The sequence below is a fragment of the Formosa sp. Hel3_A1_48 genome, assembly GCF_001735715.1.
GTDB lineage: Bacteria > Bacteroidota > Bacteroidia > Flavobacteriales > Flavobacteriaceae > UBA3537.
On record NZ_CP017259.1, the window covers coordinates 1,646,792 to 1,665,047 of the forward strand.

The following is an 18,256-nucleotide window of genomic DNA, read 5'->3' on the forward strand; positions in this document are numbered from 1 at the left end:
ATTTAGAGATATATAGTACTTTTGGGCATGCAACACGATAAGGTATTAATTCTCGATTTTGGATCTCAATATACACAACTCATTGCACGCCGTGTAAGAGAGTTGAACATTTACTGTGAAATCCATCCCTACAACAAAATTCCAACCTCAATAGAGGCCTACAAAGCAGTCGTGCTTTCAGGCAGTCCACAGTCTGTACGTGGCGATGATGCGCTACACCCCGATTTGTCGAAAATCCGTGCAAAAAAACCGCTTTTAGCGGTCTGCTATGGAGCACAGTATTTGGCTCATTTTTCAGGAGGTAATGTAGCACCATCAAATACACGTGAATATGGCCGTGCAAATTTATCTTTTGTTCATGACAACGATCCTTTTTTTATGGGCATATCTATAGGCAGTCAAGTTTGGATGAGTCATAGTGATACCATCAAAACATTACCTACTAATGGTGTATTGTTGGCCAGCACTCATGATGTAGAGCATGCAGCTTATAAAATAGAGGGTGAAACGACATACGCCATACAATTCCATCCAGAAGTATATCATTCTACCGATGGAAAGCAATTGCTGCAAAACTTTTTAGTGGATATAGCAGGTCTAGAACAAGACTGGACACCTGATTCTTTTGTGGATGAGACTGTAGCTGATCTGAAAGTTAAATTACAAAAAGACAAAGTTGTTTTAGGGCTTTCTGGTGGTGTAGATTCAACTGTTGCAGCTATTTTATTGAACAAAGCAATAGGAGATAATCTGTATTGTATTTTTGTTAATAATGGATTACTGCGCAAAAATGAGTTCAGTAGCGTTCTCAAACAATACGAAGGAATGGGGCTGAATGTTAAAGGGGTTGATGCCTCGGCTCGTTTTTTAGATGCTTTGGCAGGAGTAGATGATCCAGAACTGAAACGCAAAGCCATTGGTAGAGTATTTATTGAAGTTTTTGATGACGAGGCCCATTTGATCAAAGATGTTAAATGGTTGGCTCAAGGCACAATTTACCCAGATGTTATTGAAAGTGTTTCAGCAACTGGGGGACCTAGTGCAACCATAAAAAGTCACCACAATGTCGGGGGCTTACCTGATTTCATGAAACTTAAAGTCGTAGAGCCGCTGAAAGCTTTATTTAAAGACGAGGTGCGTCGTGTTGGCGCTTCAATGGGAATAGATGCTCAATTGTTGGGACGTCATCCCTTTCCTGGACCTGGCTTAGCAATTCGGATTTTGGGCGATATTACCGCTGAAAAAGTCCGTATTTTGCAGGATGTTGATGCGATTTTCATCAATGGTTTACGCGAATGGGGGCTGTATGATAAAGTTTGGCAAGCAGGCGCAATGTTATTGCCTGTAAACAGTGTTGGTGTGATGGGTGATGAGCGGACCTATGAAAAATGTGTTGCTTTGCGAGCCGTTGAAAGCACTGATGGGATGACTGCAGATTGGGTTAATTTACCTTATGAGTTTTTACAAAAAACTTCCAATGATATCATCAACAAAGTAAAAGGAGTTAATAGAGTAGTATACGATATCAGCTCTAAGCCTCCAGCAACTATTGAATGGGAATAAGATTTGGATATTTTACAGTTACGCTGTAGTTTTATACATATTCTGTACTAAATGAATAACATGAAAAGATTTTTTTTAAGTGCTGTTTTGTTTTTTTGTGTCGCATCATTGACAGCTCAAGTCTTGCGTACGCATACCATTGACGCCAAGGATACTTTAGAAACAATTGCTCAGCGTTATGGAGTTTTACCAGAAGATATTTCGGCACTCAACCCAGGCATTGACGATATTCTTTCTGTAGGAAAAATCCTTGTCATTCCAAACCCAATTGAAAAAAAGACAAAAGAGACTAAAGAAATTCAAGAGTTGGTTTCTTATAAAGTCCACCGCGTTAAGCGCAAAGAAACCCTCTATAGAATTGCAGAGAAATATAAGACCTCGGTTGAGGACATTAAAAAACATAATCAACGCCTCTACAGTTCACCTCTTCAATTTAAAGATAAAATTTACATTCCCAAATACAAAACAAAAACTATCGCTGTAGTTCCAAAAGCAGTTCGTCGTTATACTGTTTTGCCGAAAGAGGGGAAGTGGCGTGTGGCTTATAAATTTGGCATTTCAGTACAAGAATTAGAAGCCCTAAATCCTAATTTAAATTCTGTTCTACAAGCCGGACAAAAGCTTTATGTACCTAATATAGATGCCGATCAAGAACAAGAAGTTTCAGATGATCGTTATGGATTTTATAAAGTTCTTCCTAAGGAAGGGTTTTACAGGCTATTTAAAAAATTAGGTGTTCGTCAAGAAGTTTTAGAGGAACTTAATCCTGTATTACTCGAGACGGGATTAAAAGTTGGAATGGTCTTGAAAGTGCCAAATTCTAATCTTGCATCTATCGATTTAGAGGCTAGAGAAGAAACGCGTTTGGCTGACCAATTGAAGTTTCTACGCCCAAAAAAAATAGCCTTGATTCTTCCCTTTAAGGCAAAGTCAATTGATTTTGACTCTACTCAACTGGCTAAGCAACAAATCCAGCGTGATGGATACATACGCATTTCAACCGAATTTTACGCAGGTGTAGAAATGGCTTTAGATTCTGCCAAACGTTTGGGTATTTCCACTGATTTAGATGTATTCGATTCAGAAGCAGACCTTCTAGCTACAAACTCCCTTTTGCGCAACAATGATTTCTCTCAATACGATTTTGTTTTAGGACCACTGACTGCTCTGAACAGCAACAGTATCGCTGAAGCCCTTCAGTCAAAGAATATTCCTGTTGTTTCTCCTTTTGTTAAATTTGAGAGGTGCACACCAAACCTTATTCAAACCATTCCCAATGATAATTGGATGGCAGATAAGTTATTACGCTATGCTGAAACCGACAGTATACCACACCAAACCCTTATTATCTCAGATTCAAAATCTTTAGCTCGTGCTCAAAAGATTCGCACTTTTTTTCCTGACGCACTACTTCTGAACTCTCAACGAAATGAAGAAGGGCAGGAGCAATATTACATTCAATTTGAAATTGTAAAAAACGCTTTAGAGGCAGGCAGGACTGTAGTGTTTTTAGAAACAAATAATGAAGGTTTTGCATCTAATGTAACAAGTATGCTTAACGGTTTGAATGGAGTGACTATGCAAAAAGACGAAACAGACGGAGACAAAGAGGAGGAAGAATATGAAATTGAACGCGAACTTATACTAATGACGACTAACCGCAACAAAGCTTTTATGGGAGCAAATATTTCAAATACAGATTTGTCTGGTCTGAATTTCCAATTTCCATCAGTTCAATTCTATAATGAGGAGTTGTCGGGTTTTGAAAAAGTATACAATGCGCGTTTTGGCATCTATCCTACACGCTACGCCACCCGTGGTTTTGATCTAACTTTAGATTTGCTTTTGCGCTTAGCGGCTTATGATTCTATTTATGAACAATTGACGACTATTGAGACAAAATACTTAGAAAATAAGTTTAGGTATGTAGAATCCCAAAATGGGGGTTATGTGAATCAATCGGCTTATATTCTTAAATATGAGAATTTGCATGTCGTTAAAGTACAAGACTGATTTATTTCCATTTTATGTTGCATCCAATACTTGGTTTTTGAAGACGGTTATTAACTTTGTTTTCGATCAAACAATTCATTGCGTGTTTCAGGTCTTGCCCATCATTAACAATACCGTTTCCTGGTCTTGAATCGTCCATTTGGCCTCGATAGACAAGACTTCTGTCTTTGTCAAACAAAAAGAAATCTGGTGTGCAAGCAGCGTCATAAGCTTTTGCTACATTTTGAGTTTCGTCGTATAAATAAGGGAATGCGTAGTTCAATTTGTTGGCGTGCACCTTCATCAGATCGGGGCCGTCTTGTGGGTAATGCTCTACATCATTACTTGAAATTGCAATAAAATTAATTCCCTTTTTTTGATAATCATTTGCCAATTTGACCAAAGTTGCGTTTATGTGGATTACAAAAGGGCAGTGGTTGCATATAAAAGCGACTAAGGTTCCAGTATCCCCTTCTAGTTGATTTAAAGATTTCAATTTATCAGAAACAGTATCTAGTATATTAAAATCTGGTGCTTTAGTGCCTAAGGGAAGCATATTTGAAGGTGTTCTAGCCATTTTTTTATTATTTAATGATATCTTTACACTGTAAAGTTACACATTAATGGAAGAAGTTTTATTTGAAGATTTTCAGAAATTAGATTTGCGCGTTGGAACTATTATTGCTGTAAACGATTTTCCAAAAGCCAACAAGCCAGCCTATCAACTCACAATTGACTTTGGTGCATTGGGGATTAAGAAATCTTCAGCACAAATCACAGCACTTTATTCTAAAGAGGATTTGTTGAACAAACAAATAGTGGCCAATGTAAATTTTGAAGAAAAGCAAATTGCAAATTTTAAAAGCCAGTGTTTAGTGCTTGCTGCGGCGAAAAACACTGATGTGGTTCTGCTTTGTCCTGAGCAAAAGATTCCTAACGGTACATCGATCCAATAAGCTTAATATTCATCCCTAAAAAACAAAGCGTTTAGCAGCAATTTATTGGTACCGTACCAAAATGCTCTGAAGTTTGTGTTATCAGTAAACCCTACAATTTTCCCTAGTCCATGCCGTACAACCTTAAACGGAACAGTGTTTTTTATTAGCTCTAAGTTTTCTTTAGAGCAATAGCCGCTCAAAAGTGGATTCTGTGTATATTGAATGGGATTGTTGTAGCTGTTTTTATCAGCTTTTATAAAAATTGTCGTATTGCGGAATAATGCTAAATTGTCATTTTCGTAACCAAAATTAATGGGGTGCGAACGGTCTATTTTAGCTTCAAAGATCGCTCCTCCAAGACCTTGAGCTCCTTTAAATTTAGAACGGTTTTCAAAATTTATATCTTTAGCTTCTAAAGTTGTTGATATTAATTCCATTGGAAAAATATTATTTTTTTTCAACCACTTTAGCGCATTTTGATAAGCTATGAGTGTTCCGCCGTCTTCCACCCATTTTTTGAGCTTATTAGCAGCTTTGCTGTCTAGGCCATAAGTATTTGGTAGAATGATACAATTGTAACGGTTCAAACGGCTTTGATTTAGACGAGAAACATTAAGTTTCGTTGTTTGTATAGCGTAGCGGGTATCCATCAAGTGCCAAATCTCTCCGGCATCGTACGCATCTATGCCAGGTCCAACAATCAGTGCAATATTAGGTTTTGTCAATGTTCTAAAATTATTACTACCCAAATCTGGTCCACTTGTTACACCTGTGGGAAGGCCGTACACCACAAGATGACTTTCCTTTGCAGCCTTTTCTAATATCTTATGAATTTTTTCTGATGAATGGGCTTGATTTTGAACTGGAACAAGAATGCTGCCATAATCAAAACTTTTGGATCTGGAGCTAAATGGTTGCAACGCCATTTTCACCCGAACATTTTTTTGGAATAGTATATTTAGCGCTTTTGGACTGTAGTAATCACTCCAGGGCATGATGTAAGCATAGTCACTTTTTTGACTTACTTGCCCTTGGGGTAATTCAGGTAACATGCTTTGGTCTGCATACTTCATTTTTCCTTTGTCTGTGAAGTTAAGATCAAAAGCCAAAGGAAGGGTCCATGCTGAGATATCATAAAATAAGCTATCCCTAAAGGTCGTACGACGCTCAAACATGGCCTTGAGCAGACGGCTATTTTTTTGTTTTTTTGGCACTAGGTAAGCGCTGGCCTTTGGATATACTTTCCCACCTAACGAAATATCATTCTTTAAAGCCCTAATCTCGATTTGATGGCGCTCTAAAATTTCTGCTAAATGAAAAGCTTTTGCCGGGTCATTTGGTGCGCCAAAAATATATGCTTCTTGGTCTAATGCTTTTGCTTCTTTACGAGCATTGTTGAAAAAGTCATATTGATATTGAAGTAATTTTTCACGCATGTTTAACGCTGCTTTTAGGGTGGATAGCCCAGCAGTTAATTGATTTTTAATGGTGAAAGGAAATGTGAGCAGACCATTGTCACTTTCCTGAATATGTCCGCGCGAGCTTGCTTGTTCAAATAATATACCGATACTGCCATTAATATCAGGAAAAGTGGATCCCTTACCGTAATAAAAATCGTCATAATTTTCCTCAGAATAATACAACGAACCAATATCATCGAATGCAGCTGCGTGGTACGTCCCAATTTCCTTTGTAAGCTGTTGGTTTAGTTCAGGCGTCAACGGGTGAGTTCTTGAGGGAATTCCAGGTTGGAAGAAAAAACTAGAATTAGTCCCCATCTCGTGATGATCGGTTAGAATATTTGGCATCCACCTATGAAATGTATTGATACGTGCTCTTGATTCTGGGAGTTGTACCGGCAACCAATCTCGATTCATGTCAAACCAGTAATGGTTTGTACGACCGCCTGGCCAATCTTCATGGTATTCACGATCGTTAGGATCAGGATTCAAGTTAATGTTTTTGTTTGTGTTCGCCCAATGTGCAAAGCGTTGGAGTCCATCTGGGTTGAGTGCAGGGTCAAATAAAATGACAGTATTTTTTAATAATGTCTTTACTTCCAGAGACTCTGAGGCAGCCAAATGATAGGCAAGGAGCAGCGCAGCATTTGAGCCACTGGCTTCATTACCATGAATGGAAAATCCTTGATAAACTACTACAGGTCTATCAGCAGTACCCATGAAGTCGTTTCCTTCTGTGGCTTGTACGTGTGCCGTTCTAATTTTTTCCAGCTTTTTGAGATTATTTGGATCACTAATGGTGAGTAAAATCAATGGCCTTCCTTCAAATGTCACCCCTCGGTTTTCTAATTTAATCCGATCGGATTCTGACGCTAGTGTTTGAAAGTACTGCAGTAGTTTATCGTGCGTGATGTGCCACTCTCCAACTTGATGGCCAATTACTGATTCAGGAGTTGAGATCTCAGAATTGTAATCAGTACTGTTTGGCAGATAGTAATCGAGCTGCGGAGCTTGCTGTGCACAAATAAAAAGAGGAATCCATAATAAGAATAGTTGTAATTTCATGCTGTAAAATTTACATAAATATATAAAAAAACCGCCATGAGCATTGGCGGTTTATCATATTGTATGAAATTAAAGTCTATATATCTTCAAATTTTAAATCGGTAAACTCACTATCAGAAGTTTTGGTTTCATCGTCTTTCTCTGTCTCTGTAGCTGAACTACTGGGGTTGTAATCACTAATTATAGCCTCTCCTTTTTCACCGATGATGAAGTTTGTCGTTTCTTCAAGAATCGATTTAAATTCATTAAAATCTTCTTTGTAGAGATAAATTTTGTGTTTTTTGAAATGAAATGACCCATCCTCATTAGTGAATTTTTTACTTTCAGTAATGGTTAGGTAGTAATCTCCTGCCTTTGTGGATTTAACATCAAAAAAATAGGTTCTTCTCCCCGCACGAAGCGCTTTAGAAAATATGTCTTGTTCTCGATCATTCATAATTGGAGTATTTACACCATTAAACTTAAACCAAAAATCTAAAAAATATATGAAGTCGCCAACTTTTTTAAACTATTATTTGAAGAATTTTAATTCTATGAAATTAGCTCAAGGCGTCTTGAAGTTGCTGCTCATAAAGCGCTTTGTAGTACCCGTCTTGGCTAATAAGCTGATTATGTGAGCCTTCTTGTAAAATTTCACCTTCATCCAACACTATAATATGGTCAGCATTTTTGGCAGAAGATATTCGGTGGCTCACAATAATGGTAGTTCTATTTTTTGTAATTTTTTCAAGATTCTTCAAAATTTGCTCTTCTGTCTCGGTGTCAACTGCTGATAGGCAATCGTCCAAAAGTAAGATTTGAGGAGATTTGATAAACGCCCTGGCTATTGAGACTCTTTGCTTTTGTCCCCCTGAGAGTGTAATCCCTCGTTCTCCTAAAACAGTGTCATATCCTTTGGAAAAATTTATAATATTTTCATGTACCACTGCATTTTTGGCTGCATCGATTACCTCTTGATTAGAAGCATTATTTTTTCCAAACTTGATGTTATTATTTAGAGTGTCAGAGAATAAAAAAGGATCTTGGGGGACATAGCCGATGCTGCTGCGTAAGCTATGAAGATTAATGTCTTTAATAGGAATATCATCAATCTTTATTTGCCCACTATTGGCGTTGTACATTCTTCCGATGAGTTCTAAGACAGTGGTTTTGCCGCAACCAGTTTTACCAATGATTGCCAGTGTTTTTCCTTGATCTACTGTAAAACTAATCCCTTTTAAAGCTGTTATGTTGGTGTCTTGATAGGTGAAGTAAACCTCCTGAAAAGATATTTTGCCCTTGATATCGTTTGTGTTTTTTTGTGTATTGTAAACACTAGGTATTTGTTTTAAAAACGCATTTATACGTTTTTGAGAGGCCTCGGCTTGTTGAACTAGGGAGGTAACCCATCCTACAGAAGCTACGGGCCAGGTGAGCATGTTGACATAAATAATGAATTCAGCGATTGTCCCCAATTCTTTTATTTCTCCATTTATATATTGTTGTCCACCAATATAAATAACCAATAAATTACTTGTACCAATCAATAAAAGCATCAAAGGAAAAAAGAAAGCTTGAGTTTTTGTTAAATTCAGTTTTTTTTGGCGTTGATCGTTCGAAAGCTCTGCAAAATTTTGTTCAGTTTCGGTTTCTAAGGCATATGCTTTAGTTACGGATATACCACTAAAAATTTCCTGTGTTGTTGAGGTTAGTACAGATAGTTGCTCTTGTACAATGGTGCTTCTAGTATGTATGTACTTGCTTAAAAAATAGATCGAAAAAGAAAGAATCGGTAAGGGTATGACGGTGTAAAGAGTGAGTGTAGGGGCTTTGCTGTACATGTATATTAGTGCCACTACAAATAATGTAATCATATTGATGGTATACATAAGAGCCGGCCCTACATACATTCTTACTTTGCCAACATCTTCCGAAATTCGATTTATTAGGTCACCAGTTCTGTTTTGTTTGTAAAAGGGAAGGCACAAGCGCTGATAGTGTTCGTAAATTTCGTTTTTCAAATCAAATTCAATGTACCGAGATACATTGATTAGGGTCTGTCGCATTAGAAAAGTAAATACACCTGTGGCTATTGCTGCGCCCAAAATAAAGAGAATTTTGAGGCCAATAGCTTTTTTAAAGACTTGTTCTTCTATTGGATTTGATAATTGATTGGCTACAAGAGTAATTACGTCCCCAATAAGACGAGGTGTAAATAATGAAAATATCTTTGCACAAGCCACAATAAGGATTCCAAGTACAACTCTGTACTTGTATTTGATAAAATATTTATTAAGGTATTGTAATTCTTTCATAATGGAATACAACGCAAAGATACTTTTTAGATTTTAGAAGATATATCATAAAAAAACTAATTTTCAATTTTTTAAGAACAAAATAACATTATTTTTGCAAGGCAAGAATCAAAATATTGCGCTGTAATTAATTTAATTTTATAGAAGTCTAAGTTCTTTATATTATGCTAAACCGAAGACATATTCGTGCAAAAGTGATGCAAATTCTCTATGCGCAAACAAGTAATAATTCTGAAGAAACTCTTAATTCTGAGTTGCAGCAAAATTTTGAGAATATGTATAGCTTGCACTTACTCTTTTTATCACTTCTATTAAAACTTCGCCAACGTGCCGAGGACCGTCAAGAAAAGGCCAAACAAAAATTTCGACCGACACAAGAGGATGCCCATCCAAATATAAGATTTATTGAAAATGCATTATTGGTTCATTTGACTGAAAGTGAGTCTTTAGCATCCAAGCTGAAACTTTACAAAATGGACTGTTGGGAACACGATGGTGAATATGTAGAGTTGATTTTTCAGAAAATGATACAAAGTAAGTTGTATCAATCTTACATGAATTCTACAAAAAATACGTTCAACAAAGACAAGTTATTTATTGTTGATTTATTCAAAGAAATTATTGCGCCAAATGAAAAATTATATGATTATCTAGAAGATAAAAACTTGACTTGGATCGATGATTTACCAGTCGTGAATACCGCTTTAGTTAAGCTTTTTAATAAACTAAAAGAAAACTCAGGAGATTCTTATTTTACGCCGCTTCTTTTCAAAGATAAAGATGATGAAGCTTTCGGCACATTGTTGCTGAGCAAAACAATTGCGAATAAATCTATTTTAAATGAGGAAGTTATAGGAAACACAAAAAATTGGGATAAGGACCGAATAGCTTCAATTGATTTTGTATTGCTTCAAATGGCTATCTGTGAGCTTAAGGAGTTTCCGAGTATTCCGACGAAGGTTACCATCAACGAGTATATTGAATTAGCTAAAGACTATTCTACCCCAAAGAGTAATGTTTTTATTAATGGAGTTTTAGATAAAATTGTCCGAGACTACAGCGAGAAAAAAACCTTGAATAAGAAAGGACGTGGATTAATGTAATTTTTACTAAATTTATGCCACAAAAAAAACAATTAACTTTTAATCAATTTATAAACCCATGAAAAAACTGTTTTTATTATTTACATCTTTAGCTCTAGTTTCTTTTACTTCTTGTAAGGAAAATGCATCGGAAAAAATAAATCAAGAAAATGTTACCAAAGCGGCCGAACGCGATGCGCAAACTATTGTTTATCCTTCAGTTACTTTTGATAAGGTAGCGCATGATTTTGGTGAAATTCAAAACGGAACACCTGTTGAGACTGTGTTTACTTATACAAATTCTGGTCAATCTCCACTTGTTGTTACTGATATTAAAAGTACTTGTGGATGTACTGTGCCTCAGGGGTGGAGTAGAGAGCCACTAGCTCCGGGCGCTTCTTCTCAGTTTACAGTAAAGTTCAATGGTAAAGGAGCAAACAAGGTGTCTAAAACTATTACTCTTACAACAAATACTGAAAGTGGTAGAGAGCAAGTCCGTATTTCAGCTTTTATTGTACCTGATCCAAACGCAGCTCCAGTAGTCAAAACTCAATAACCAAATTAAAGAAAAACACTTATGGAAGGTCTAGGTAATTTTGCACCCTTTTTATTAATGCTTGTGATTGTGTATTTCTTTATGATTGCACCCCAAATGAGGCGGGCCAAAAAAGAAAAACAATTTGCAGCAGCACTAAAAAAAGGCGACCGTGTTATCACAAAATCAGGAATGTATGGAAAAGTAGCTGAACTCAACGACAAAGATGCCTCTTGTGTAATTGAAACACTAGCAGGTAAAATCAAGTTTGAGCGTTCTGCCATTTCTATGGAGCTATCACAGAAGTTAAATTCTTCTAAGAAAAAATAACTTCGCTATTGATTTAGAAAAAAAGCTGCCAATTGGCAGCTTTTTTTATGCGTATTTTAACTGGGTTAACTCTGCAATTTTACAAATCACTTTTGTGGCACTCAGAATACTTTCCAAAGGTACATATTCGTAACGTCCATGGAAGTTGTGGCCTCCTGCAAAAATGTTTGGGCAAGGCAATCCCATGTAACTCAATTGAGAACCATCGGTTCCACCACGGATGGGTTTTATGAGCGGTTCTATTCCCAAGGATCTCATGGCTTGTTCGGCAATTTCAACACTGTGCATTACAGGTAAAACTTTTTCCTTCATGTTGAAATATTGGTCTTTGATTTCAACTTCAAAAGTGGCTTTGTCGTACTTTCTATCAAATGCTTCAACAAGTTGTTTTACGGTCGTTTTTCGAGCTTCAAAAAGTGTATAATCATGATCGCGTATGATATACTTTAAAATCGTTTTTTCTACTTTACCTTCCATATGGTGCAGGTGGTAAAATCCCTCGTATCCTTCAGTTTCTTCTGGTGTTTCGTTTTTAGGTAAACTGTCTATGAATTTTTGAGCGTAGTACATAGAGTTAACCATTTTTCCTTTCGCATAGCCAGGGTGTACTATTTTACCATGAATACGAACTTCGGCACTAGCAGCATTAAAATTTTCGTATTCGAGTTCACCAATTTGACTGCCGTCCATGGTATAAGCCCATTGTGCGCCAAACTTATTGACGTCAAATTTATGAGCACCTCTACCAATTTCTTCATCTGGAGTAAACCCGACCTTTATGGAGCCATGTTTTATTTCGGGGTGTTGTACAAGATACTCCATAGCACTTACGATCTCACAGACCCCTGCCTTATCATCGGCGCCTAATAAGCTTGTTCCATCTGTAGTAATCAGTGTTTGTCCTTTATAGAGTAATAAATCTTCGAAATAATCAGGCGATAAAATGATGTTTTGCTCAGCGTTTAAAACAATAGCCTTTCCGTCATAATTTTCAATGACTTGGGGAGACACTTTTGCTGCGGTAAAATCTGGTGAAGTGTCAAAATGTGAAATAAATCCAATAGCAGGAACATCGTGGGCTACATTTGAAGGCAATGTGCCCATAACATAGGCATGCTCATCTATTGAAACATCAACTAACCCTATTCTTTTTAGTTCTTCTGCAAGTAGTCTGGCTAATGTCCATTGCTTTTCTGTGCTTGGAGTTGTTGTAGAATTTGGGTCACTTTCAGTATCTATTTTTACGTAACTTAGAAAGCGGTTAAGAATTTTTTTTCTATCTAACATTGGTCATAGGATTTATTCAAAAATAATTAACCTAAACATACAAGACAAATCTTAAGCTTCTTTTGTTTTGAGTCTTTTTTGTGTTCTTAAATTAATGTATTTTTGCAATCAAACCGTTGACATGTACAAGGCAGTTATTCGTTCTCTTCTTTTCAAATTTGACCCTGAAACGGTACATTATTTCACCTTTGATTTTATTAAATTAATCTCTAAAGTTCCATTCGTTCCTAATTTACTACGCGGCATGTTCAAGGTAAAGCACTCTGATTTACAACGTGAGTTATTTGGCCTCAAGTTTGAAAACCCTGTTGGTCTTGCGGCTGGATTTGATAAAAATGCCGTCCTGTACAATGAGTTAGCCAATTTTGGATTTGGATTTATAGAAATTGGAACAGTTACGCCAAAAGCCCAAGATGGCAACCCCAAGAAGCGGCTCTTTAGACTCAAAGAGGACAATGGTCTTATCAATAGAATGGGCTTTAATAACGCAGGATTGGAGGCTGTAATCAAACAACTTAAAAGGAATAAAAAACAACTTATAATCGGCGGAAATATTGGGAAAAACACAGCAACTTCCCCAGATCAATACACGGAGGATTACGCAACTTGCTTCAAGGCATTGCATCCTTATGTAGATTATTTTGTGCTTAACGTCAGTTGTCCAAATGTAGGAAGTCATGCTAAACTCAATGATAAAGAATACCTAGAAGAGCTTATTGCAGAAATGAAGCGCATCAATAGAACCTTCGAGCTTCAAAAACCTATATTACTTAAAATTGCTCCAGATCTAAATACCAATCAACTCGATGAAATTATAGAACTGATTGTGCAAACAAACATCGCAGGTGTGATAGCCTCTAACACATCCATTTCACGTTCCGAACTGAAGACTTCCAAGGAAGCTTTAGCAGCTATTGGCAATGGAGGCTTGAGCGGTAAACCGCTTAAATCCAAGAGCACAGAGGTAATTAGATATTTGTCTAAACAAAGCAACAAGGCGTTTCCAATAATTGGCGTTGGTGGAATTCATTCGGCTGAGGATGCTCTTGAGAAAATCGATGCTGGTGCGGATTTACTTCAAATCTACACTGGATTTGTTTATGAGGGCCCTGCACTTATCAAGCGCATTAATAGAGCGCTGCTCAAACGAACAAAATCAGTCTAATTTTGAACTTCGAGATTCTACTATCCTTTGTAATTGCTACAGCAACTTTAGCATTTTCACCTGGCCCAGATAATATTTTTGTACTCATCCAAAGTGCGGCTTATGGGAAAAAGTCTGGGATGGCAGTAGTTTGTGGTTTAATGTCTGGTTGTCTAATTCACACCACTTTGGTGGCTTTTGGGTTGTCTGCATTTATTCAGGCTAATGACGAAATATACCTAATACTGAAAGTTTTTGGTGCTGCTTATATGCTCTTTTTGGCGTTTAAAGTTTATAAATCAAAACAAAGTTTGAGTGCTTTATCCACTGTAGCTTCATCAAAAGATTTTATTCAATTATTTAAACAAGGATTTATAATGAATGTACTGAACCCAAAGGTCTCTATTTTCTTTTTAGCTTTTTTTCCTGCTTTTATTTTTAGTGATTCTGTTCCCCTTTTTAAACAGTTTTATGGCTTAGGATTTTTGTTTATCATTACTTCGTTCATTGTGTTTTCTTCTTTTGTGTTCTTGTCTGGTTTTTTCTCCAAATTAGTTTTTAATTCTCCAAAAAGAATAAAACTTTTGAACCGTTTGCAGTCAGGATTTTTTGTAGGAATTGCATTGGTGATTTTAAAGGGATAGACAATTCCTCCGATTTTTTATTTGTACAATTTCAATAACTCGTTCTGTTCTTTGATGGCATTTATAAATTCTTCTTTCATTTTTTCAACGAGTTTTTTTACTGAAGGATTGTCTTGAATTGTGGTTACGCCCTGTCCAGCCGACCAAATGGTACTCCATGCTTTTGCTTCTTTTTCCATCGCATTGAGTTCGTTTCCAAAGTCAATTTTTTTGGTTCCGGATAGCATTTCTTCTGTAATGCCCATAGCTTCGAGACTTGGGCGAAGGAAGTTTGCAGAAACCCCAGAAATCGCTGCGGTATACACAATATCACTTGCACCAGAATTGATGATCATATTTCTATACTCTTCAGGTGCCTTGCTTTCTTTTGTATTGATAAATCGTGTGCCCATATAAGCTAAATCTGCACCCATTTGCAAGGCTGAAGCAACATCTCTTCCATTGGAAATACAGCCTGAAAGCAGTATGGTCTTTTTGAAAAACTTTTTTATTTCAGCAACAAATGGCATTGGGTTTAATGTACCTGCGTGGCCACCAGCTCCTGCGGAAACCAAGATCAAGCCGTCTACGCCTGCTTCAGCTGCTTTTTCTGCATGTCGTTTTTTTATGACATCATGATAAACAAGACCTCCATAACTATGAACAGCTCCTACAAGTTGAGGTACTGCACCCAATGAGGTAATGATTAAAGGGACTTTATGTTTGATGCAAACAGCCAAATCCGCTTGAACTCTTGGATTAGTCTGGTGAACAATAAGATTTACACCAAAAGGAGCAGGGGTTTGTCCTGTTTCTTTCTCAAAATGATCGAGTGCAGTTTTGATTTCAATAACCCATTCTTCAAACCCTTCTGTCGTTCGTTGATTAAGAGCTGGGAAGGTCCCAACAACACCGTTTTTACAGCATTCTATGACTAATTTAGGGCCAGATATCAAAAACATAGGGGCTGCTATAACTGGTATGTTAAGAGAATTTTGGAATTTTGGTTTGCTCATTTTTTTTGTTTTAAATATAATAATTAAAAAAACTACTGTTTGTGATTTTATGATAAATTTGATGTTATTCCTTAGATTCTATTTTATTCTTGTTGTGTAGATTCTTTTTTCAGCATCATGAATATTTAAAAAACCCTATACTTTATTGAATATTTGCTAATTATAGTAAGTATGATTGCTAAATCAGCAATTTGTTTTATCTGTTATGCTTTAAGAAGATAGCTTTATTATCTTTACACCCAATTTAATAGATTCTCATGGCAGTTCAACCTAAATTAGAGCGTTTCAAGAAAAATGTGTTATCAAAATTTCAGATATACAATAGTATATTCATGACACTTCCTTTTGACCAAATCACAAAGACAGGGGTCTTGCTTCCTTTGTTTCACGAAACTTGTGAAAAAGGTTATGCTGCTGGCGATAACCCTAGCGCTATTGTCGAGACGTTTTTTCAAAAGTATCAAGCACGACGTACTAAGAAAAGCCAAATCAAATTATTGTTTCGTTTTATTCAGTACATTGAGCGTCAGGTAGTTTTATTTGATGCCATTGAAGATGCTGCTTTTCCGGTCATCAATAACATGGATGGGATTGGGACTTTACGCAGTTTGAAAGAGAAAGCATTTTCAGAAAATAAAATAGAAGAGCTAAAAGCGTACCTGGATGAGTTTAAGGTCCGTATTGTTCTGACGGCACACCCCACTCAATTTTACCCTGGCTCAGTTTTAGGAATCATCACAGATCTAACCGAGGCGATTAAGGATAACGACTTGAGTCGAATCAATAATTTACTTGCTCAACTAGGTAAAACCCCATTCTTTAAGCATAAGAAACCTACACCTTATGATGAAGCTGTAAACCTTATATGGTATTTAGAAAACGTATTTTACGATTCTTTTGGATCTATTTTTGATTACATACAGCAAAATATTTACGACCACAAAATCATAAAAAATGAAATTATAAATATTGGGTTTTGGCCAGGCGGAGACCGTGATGGAAACCCATTTGTCCTTCCGGACACCACTTTGAAAGTCGCTGGGTTACTTCAAAAATCAATATTGAAAAATTACGCCAAGGATTTAAAAAAACTTCGCAGAAAACTCACCTTTCGTGGGGTAGAAGACTCACTAAATGATTTGATAGCAAATGCATACAGTGCAATTGACAAGCCTGGAGCATTTGACCTAGAAGCTTTTCTTAGCGAATTGAAAGAAGTTAGAAAAATTGTTAAGCGCGATCATCATTCTTTGTATTTAAGTGAAATTACGAGCTTGATCAATAAAATTCAACTTTTTGGACACCATTTTGCAACTTTGGATATACGCCAAGACAGTAGAATTCACCACAGCGTATTTTCAAAAATTGTTGAAAAATCTAAAGAAGCTAATAACAAAATCTTTCCAGAAAACTACAATGAGTTGTCTGAGGATCAACAAATTAATGTTCTCTCTGAACTAGATGCTGTACTTGATACTTCTATTTTTGAAGATGAATTAGTCAAAAACACACTTCAAACCATCAAGGTAGTCAAGGAGATTCAAAATACAAACGGAGAAAAAGGCGCACACCGCTATATCATTAGTAACAATCAAACTGCCTTGAATGTGATGCAATTGTATGCCATGCTAAAACTGGTAGCATTTAACGATCGACTTTCAATCGACATAGTTCCGTTGTTTGAAACGGTTACAGATTTGGAGAATGCACCTAAAGTGATGGAGCAATTGTATACCAACAAAGCATACAAAGCGCACTTAAGATCTCGTGGGCAAAAGCAAACCATAATGTTAGGGTTTTCTGATGGGACTAAAGACGGCGGGTATTTTATGGCTAATTGGGCAATATTCAAGGCTAAAGAGGCATTGACACAAATATCAAAGCAATACAATATTGATGTTGTCTTTTTTGACGGGCGAGGTGGCCCTCCAGCCCGAGGCGGCGGAAAAACGCATCAGTTTTATGCTTCTCTTGGCCCAACTATTGAGGACAAAGAAGTTCAGCTTACGATTCAAGGGCAAACTATAAGCTCTAATTTTGGAACTCCAGATTCCTCAAAATATAATTTAGAACAATTGATAAGCTCTGGGCTATCCAATAGTTTAGGTTCGGAAAACAAAGGCTTTTCCGATGAAGACCGTGCAACTATGGATGAGTTAGCAACCTTGAGCTATAAAGCTTATCAAGACTTCAAAGGGCATCCCAAGTTTATTCCATATCTAGAGCGTATCAGTACATTAAAATACTATGCCAAAGCCAACATTGGGAGTCGCCCCTCAAAGCGATCAAAATCAGACCGCTTGATTTTTTCTGATCTAAGAGCAATACCTTTTGTAGGCTCTTGGAGTCAGTTGAAGCAAAATGTTCCAGGATTTTTTGGGGTTGGAACTGCTATTCGTTCTTTTGAAGATCGAGGAGAGCTGGAAAAGGTCATTGCTTTGTACAACAACTCTAGTTTCTTTAAAACCCTTCTTGAGAACAGTATGATGTCTCTGAGTAAATCGTTTTTTGCACTTACAAAATATATGGCCGAAGATGAAGAGTTTGGTCCATTTTGGAATATAATTTACAGTGAGTATGAGTTAAGCTTACGCTTGTTGTTAAAAGTTACTGGCTGCAAAGAGTTAATGGAAAATGAACCAAGTGGAAAAGCTTCAATAGAGGTTCGTGAGTCTATTGTGCTGCCCTTAGTAACGATACAGCAATATGCGCTAAGAAAGATTCAGCAGCTACAAAAACAAAAAACCATCGATAAGGAGCAAATTGAGGTGTTTGAAAAGATTGTGACGCGTACGCTGTATGGCATCATCAATGCGAGTAGAAACTCTGCCTAACAAAACATAACCCTAAAGCATTTTGCTTTAGGGTTTTTTCTTTCTGAATAAGTCTTCAATAAGAATCAAATTGGTATTTATCAAAACCTACTA

15 protein-coding genes are annotated in these 18,256 nt (G+C 36.7%); 9 read left to right on the top strand and 6 right to left on the bottom strand.

Annotation, left to right across the window (positions count from 1 at the left end; all coding sequences use genetic code 11):
- Positions 1-27 precede the first annotated feature (27 nt).
- Both guaA and FORMA_RS07445 read left to right on the top strand, forming a co-directional pair.
- Complete coding sequence (guaA, locus tag FORMA_RS07440; RefSeq protein WP_069675065.1) at positions 28-1,563, top strand: glutamine-hydrolyzing GMP synthase; 1,536 nt, start codon at positions 28-30, stop codon at positions 1,561-1,563.
- Positions 1,564-1,623: 60 nt separating this feature from the next.
- Complete coding sequence (locus FORMA_RS07445; protein WP_069675481.1) at positions 1,624-3,576, top strand: LysM peptidoglycan-binding domain-containing protein; 1,953 nt, start codon at positions 1,624-1,626, stop codon at positions 3,574-3,576.
- Position 3,577: 1 nt separating this feature from the next.
- Here FORMA_RS07445 and FORMA_RS07450 read toward each other — a convergent pair whose 3' ends face one another.
- Positions 3,578-4,132 (bottom strand): thioredoxin family protein, encoded by a 555-nt coding sequence (locus FORMA_RS07450; RefSeq protein ID WP_069675066.1) that lies wholly within the window; start codon positions 4,130-4,132, stop codon positions 3,578-3,580.
- Between the two features lie 46 nt (positions 4,133-4,178).
- Between FORMA_RS07450 and FORMA_RS07455 the strand changes: the two genes are divergently transcribed.
- Complete coding sequence (locus FORMA_RS07455) at positions 4,179-4,511, top strand: tRNA-binding protein (protein WP_069675067.1); 333 nt, start codon at positions 4,179-4,181, stop codon at positions 4,509-4,511.
- A gap of 2 nt (positions 4,512-4,513) precedes the next feature.
- On the opposite strand, the gene FORMA_RS07460 is transcribed toward FORMA_RS07455, so the two are convergent.
- The 3 genes from FORMA_RS07460 to FORMA_RS07470 all read right to left on the bottom strand — a co-directional run bounded on the left by FORMA_RS07460 (position 4,514) and on the right by FORMA_RS07470 (position 9,312).
- Positions 4,514-7,018 (bottom strand): M14 family metallopeptidase, encoded by a 2,505-nt coding sequence (locus FORMA_RS07460; protein ID WP_069675068.1) that lies wholly within the window; start codon positions 7,016-7,018, stop codon positions 4,514-4,516.
- A 76-nt stretch (positions 7,019-7,094) separates the two neighbouring features.
- Positions 7,095-7,454: a PUR family DNA/RNA-binding protein gene (locus tag FORMA_RS07465; protein WP_069675069.1), complete on the bottom strand. Its 360-nt coding sequence runs from the start codon at positions 7,452-7,454 to the stop codon at positions 7,095-7,097.
- A gap of 103 nt (positions 7,455-7,557) precedes the next feature.
- Entirely contained in the window at positions 7,558-9,312 is a 1,755-nt protein-coding gene (locus FORMA_RS07470) for an ABC transporter ATP-binding protein (protein ID WP_069675070.1), read from the bottom strand.
- 164 nt (positions 9,313-9,476) lie between these two features.
- Here FORMA_RS07470 and nusB point away from each other — a divergent pair, with 164 nt between their 5' ends.
- The 3 genes from nusB to yajC are packed head-to-tail and all read left to right on the top strand — an operon-like array spanning position 9,477 to position 11,259.
- On the top strand, positions 9,477-10,415 hold the full coding sequence (nusB, locus tag FORMA_RS07475) for a transcription antitermination factor NusB (protein ID WP_069675071.1): 939 nt from the start codon (positions 9,477-9,479) through the stop codon (positions 10,413-10,415).
- A 58-nt stretch (positions 10,416-10,473) separates the two neighbouring features.
- A complete protein-coding gene (locus FORMA_RS07480; RefSeq protein ID WP_069675072.1) occupies positions 10,474-10,950 on the top strand; it encodes a DUF1573 domain-containing protein in 477 nt (158 codons plus the stop codon).
- Between the two features lie 21 nt (positions 10,951-10,971).
- Positions 10,972-11,259: a preprotein translocase subunit YajC gene (gene yajC / locus FORMA_RS07485; protein WP_069675073.1), complete on the top strand. Its 288-nt coding sequence runs from the start codon at positions 10,972-10,974 to the stop codon at positions 11,257-11,259.
- A 45-nt stretch (positions 11,260-11,304) separates the two neighbouring features.
- Here the strand turns inward: yajC and pepT are convergent, their stop codons facing one another.
- Positions 11,305-12,546, bottom strand: a complete 1,242-nt coding sequence (pepT, locus tag FORMA_RS07490) for a peptidase T (RefSeq protein WP_069675074.1) — start codon at positions 12,544-12,546, stop codon at positions 11,305-11,307.
- Positions 12,547-12,667: 121 nt separating this feature from the next.
- Between pepT and FORMA_RS07495 the strand changes: the two genes are divergently transcribed.
- On the top strand, positions 12,668-13,711 hold the full coding sequence (locus FORMA_RS07495) for a quinone-dependent dihydroorotate dehydrogenase (RefSeq protein ID WP_069675482.1): 1,044 nt from the start codon (positions 12,668-12,670) through the stop codon (positions 13,709-13,711).
- Positions 13,712-13,713: 2 nt separating this feature from the next.
- Positions 13,714-14,334 carry a LysE family translocator gene (locus tag FORMA_RS07500; RefSeq protein WP_069675075.1) on the top strand — a complete coding sequence of 207 codons (621 nt, stop codon included), beginning with the start codon at positions 13,714-13,716 and terminating at the stop codon, positions 14,332-14,334.
- 17 nt (positions 14,335-14,351) lie between these two features.
- On the opposite strand, the gene FORMA_RS07505 is transcribed toward FORMA_RS07500, so the two are convergent.
- Entirely contained in the window at positions 14,352-15,329 is a 978-nt protein-coding gene (locus FORMA_RS07505; RefSeq protein ID WP_069675076.1) for an NAD(P)H-dependent flavin oxidoreductase, read from the bottom strand.
- Between the two features lie 257 nt (positions 15,330-15,586).
- Here FORMA_RS07505 and FORMA_RS07510 point away from each other — a divergent pair, with 257 nt between their 5' ends.
- Complete coding sequence (locus FORMA_RS07510; protein WP_069675077.1) at positions 15,587-18,163, top strand: phosphoenolpyruvate carboxylase; 2,577 nt, start codon at positions 15,587-15,589, stop codon at positions 18,161-18,163.
- The last annotated feature ends 93 nt before the right edge of the window (positions 18,164-18,256 follow it).

Coding starts and splice junctions, on each gene's coding strand:
- guaA (WP_069675065.1), top strand. CDS start 28: ATGCAACACGATAAGGTATTAATTCTCGATTTTGGATCTCAATATACA.
- FORMA_RS07445 (WP_069675481.1), top strand. CDS start 1,624: ATGAAAAGATTTTTTTTAAGTGCTGTTTTGTTTTTTTGTGTCGCATCA.
- FORMA_RS07450 (WP_069675066.1), bottom strand. CDS start 4,132: ATGGCTAGAACACCTTCAAATATGCTTCCCTTAGGCACTAAAGCACCA.
- FORMA_RS07455 (WP_069675067.1), top strand. CDS start 4,179: ATGGAAGAAGTTTTATTTGAAGATTTTCAGAAATTAGATTTGCGCGTT.
- FORMA_RS07460 (WP_069675068.1), bottom strand. CDS start 7,018: ATGAAATTACAACTATTCTTATTATGGATTCCTCTTTTTATTTGTGCA.
- FORMA_RS07465 (WP_069675069.1), bottom strand. CDS start 7,454: ATGAATGATCGAGAACAAGACATATTTTCTAAAGCGCTTCGTGCGGGG.
- FORMA_RS07470 (WP_069675070.1), bottom strand. CDS start 9,312: ATGAAAGAATTACAATACCTTAATAAATATTTTATCAAATACAAGTAC.
- nusB (WP_069675071.1), top strand. CDS start 9,477: ATGCTAAACCGAAGACATATTCGTGCAAAAGTGATGCAAATTCTCTAT.
- FORMA_RS07480 (WP_069675072.1), top strand. CDS start 10,474: ATGAAAAAACTGTTTTTATTATTTACATCTTTAGCTCTAGTTTCTTTT.
- yajC (WP_069675073.1), top strand. CDS start 10,972: ATGGAAGGTCTAGGTAATTTTGCACCCTTTTTATTAATGCTTGTGATT.
- pepT (WP_069675074.1), bottom strand. CDS start 12,546: ATGTTAGATAGAAAAAAAATTCTTAACCGCTTTCTAAGTTACGTAAAA.
- FORMA_RS07495 (WP_069675482.1), top strand. CDS start 12,668: ATGTACAAGGCAGTTATTCGTTCTCTTCTTTTCAAATTTGACCCTGAA.
- FORMA_RS07505 (WP_069675076.1), bottom strand. CDS start 15,329: ATGAGCAAACCAAAATTCCAAAATTCTCTTAACATACCAGTTATAGCA.
- FORMA_RS07510 (WP_069675077.1), top strand. CDS start 15,587: ATGGCAGTTCAACCTAAATTAGAGCGTTTCAAGAAAAATGTGTTATCA.